Genomic DNA, 2,558 nt, shown 5'->3' on the forward strand with positions numbered 1-2,558 from the left:
CAGCGCGCACGCGGCCTGCTGATCCGCAACGGAGACCGGGGCCGGCGGCGCAATCTCTGCGATCGCCTCCAACACCGTGGCCACTTCCGGGTCGGCGATCTCGTGGTAGCGGTGCCGGCCCTGGGCGCGGACCCGGATCAAGCCGGCCTCGGTCAGGCGGCGCAGATGCACCGAAGCGGTGCCCGGCTGCACACCGGCTCGGCGCGCCAGTTCCCCGGCCGGCAGCGCCCGCCCGCCGGCCAGCGCGGCCAGCATTGCCGAGCGCGCAGGATCCTCGATCAAGGTGGCGATTGGGGTGAGGTTGCGATCAGCCTGCCGCCCGCAAGACGCGGATTGGCGCGTGTCGCTCACCCCGCCAGCCTTGCACAGCCCTAGTTCGGGTGCTCAGTACGGCAGGATGCCCGCTGCGCAATGTCGCTGACTGTGTTGGCAATAGAACTTGCCGTAGACCGGGGCTGCGGCGACGACGGACGCGAACACCGCCGAGATCATCGCGATGGCAAGCGCCGACACCAGCGGCCGGTCGGCCACCATCGCCAGTATCAGACCCGCGACCGTGCTCACCACGACGTAGGCCAGGAGAACAAAAATCACCTCGGTCTTGTGCCTGGAGGCGTCATGGCTCCACCAATAGAACAGGCCCGCGCCGATCGCGCCGGCGGGAACCCAGACCGCCAGCAGCATCAAGACGAACTGCCACCACCTGACGTACTGATAGCGGTCGGGCACCGGGATCGACTCGGATGACGGTGTGTCGGTGTACGCGGCCGGGGTGAGCCCGCCGACCGGATGACCCGACTTCTCGGCGGCGTCGGACCGTCGGTGCCACGATCGACGCTTCCGGGGCGGCGGCTCTGGCTCGATGAGTTCGGGCTCGACTTTGTGCTGAATGCCGGTGTCGAAGGCCGGTTTGTACGGCTCGGTCAGCGGCATCGACTCGGTCTCCACGCGTTCGTCGTCAGCCACGGGTCACGACCTCGACCAAGGCAAGCACGCCGAACCATCCCGGCGCCAGGGCCAGGATGTACGCACCCAGCGCGGTCAGCCACCGGCGCCGGGCCAGCAGGACCACCAGCAGCCCGACGGCGCTGGGGAATCCGACCACCAGTGCGATGGCGACGTCGGGGCGCATCCGCGCGTGCTCCACGGTCAGCGCCGCCGCGCCGCCGAGCAACCCGGTGGCGACGCCAAGCAGCATCGCGCTAGTCAAAACCAAAGGCCGCGGCAGCGGTATCACGGTTAAACGATACTGCCGCTGGCGCCCGCTACGGCTTTACCTGCGCGGCGCGCCCTGCGGGTACCGGGCACGCATCGGCAGCGGCAGCGACGACCGGAGCGCGCTCCGGCAGCCGCTCGCCGTTCTCGTAGTCGGCGCCGGTGATCACCGCAGTAGCAGCCAGTTCGGCGTTTTCGGCGTCGTTGAACGCGCGTCCGCGGGACAGAAATCGCATGCCCTCGGGCGCTTCCAGGCTGAAGCCGCTGCCCCGGCCCGGCACCACGTCGATGACGAGCTGGGTGTGTTTCCACGCCTGGAATTGCGGCCCCGAGATCCACACCGGCACGCCGTCGGCTCCGACGTCGAGCACACCGAGCAGCACGTCGCGATCTCCGATGATGAACTCCCCATCGGGGTAGCACATCGGCGACGACCCGTCGCAGCAGCCGCCGGACTGGTGAAACATCAACGGGCCGTGCTGGTCTCGCAGTTGATCGAGCAGCGTGGCCGCGTCGGCGGTGACGACCACCCGCGTCGTCATCAGAAGAATCCTTGCGCTTTCTGCGAATACGACACCAGCAGGTTCTTGGTCTGCTGGTAGTGGTCGAGCATCATCTTGTGGTTTTCCCGGCCGAACCCGGACTGCTTGTAGCCGCCGAACGCGGCGTGCGCGGGATACACGTGGTAGCAGTTGACCCACACCCGCCCGGCCTGGATGTCGCGACCGGCCCGATAGGCGGTGTTCCCATCGCGACTCCACACTCCCGCGCCCAGGCCGTAGAGGGTGTCGTTGGCGATCGAGATGGCGTCGTCGTAATCCTTGAATGACGCGACCGACACCACCGGTCCGAAGATCTCTTCTTGGAAGATCCGCATCTTGTTGGTGCCGGCAAAGATGGTTGGCTGCACGTAGTAGCCACCGGACAGGTCGCCGCCCAACTCGGCGCGTTCCCCACCGCACAGCACCTTCGCACCTTCACCTTTGCCAATCTCGATGTAGGACAACACCTTTTCCAGCTGGTCGTTGGAAGCCTGCGAGCCAACCATCGTCTCGGTGTCCAGCGGATCGCCCTGCCGGACCGCCTTGGTGCGGATGGCCGCCAGCTCCAGGAATTCGTCGTAGATCTCGGCCTGCACCAGGCTGCGCGACGGACAGGTGCACACCTCGCCCTGGTTCAGCGCGAACATGGTGAACCCTTCTAGCGCCTTGTCCTGGAAGTCGTCGTGGGCGGCCATCACATCGTTGAAGAAGATGTTGGGGCTCTTGCCGCCCAGTTCGAGGGTGACCGGGATCAGGTTCTGGCTGGCGTACTGCATGATCAGTCGCCCGGTGGTGGTCTCG

The 2,558-nt window shown here is 66.9% G+C and carries 4 protein-coding genes and 1 pseudogene; all 5 read right to left on the minus strand.

Annotation, left to right across the window (positions count from 1 at the left end; genetic code table 11):
- Positions 1-351, minus strand: a 351-nt coding sequence (locus VN856_RS14935; RefSeq protein ID WP_325690330.1) for a winged helix-turn-helix domain-containing protein, incomplete at its 3' end; no start/stop codon positions are given.
- Positions 352-384: 33 nt separating this feature from the next.
- The gene (locus VN856_RS14940; RefSeq protein ID WP_325690331.1) at positions 385-966 is read right to left on the minus strand and encodes a hypothetical protein; all 582 of its coding nucleotides are present in this window, start codon (positions 964-966) and stop codon (positions 385-387) included.
- Entirely contained in the window at positions 959-1,237 is a 279-nt protein-coding gene (locus VN856_RS14945) for a putative holin (RefSeq protein ID WP_325690333.1), read from the minus strand. Before VN856_RS14945 ends, VN856_RS14940 begins: the two co-directional genes overlap by 8 nt.
- 28 nt (positions 1,238-1,265) lie before the next feature.
- Positions 1,266-1,757: a DUF779 domain-containing protein gene (locus VN856_RS14950; RefSeq protein WP_325690334.1), complete on the minus strand. Its 492-nt coding sequence runs from the start codon at positions 1,755-1,757 to the stop codon at positions 1,266-1,268.
- Positions 1,757-2,558 (minus strand): annotated as a pseudogene (adh, locus tag VN856_RS14955) (aldehyde dehydrogenase); the annotation flags it as partial. The pseudogene adh and the gene VN856_RS14950, both read right to left, overlap by 1 nt.

The sequence above is a fragment of the Mycobacterium sp. genome (assembly GCF_035603715.1).
In the GTDB taxonomy this organism is placed as follows: domain Bacteria; phylum Actinomycetota; class Actinomycetes; order Mycobacteriales; family Mycobacteriaceae; genus Mycobacterium.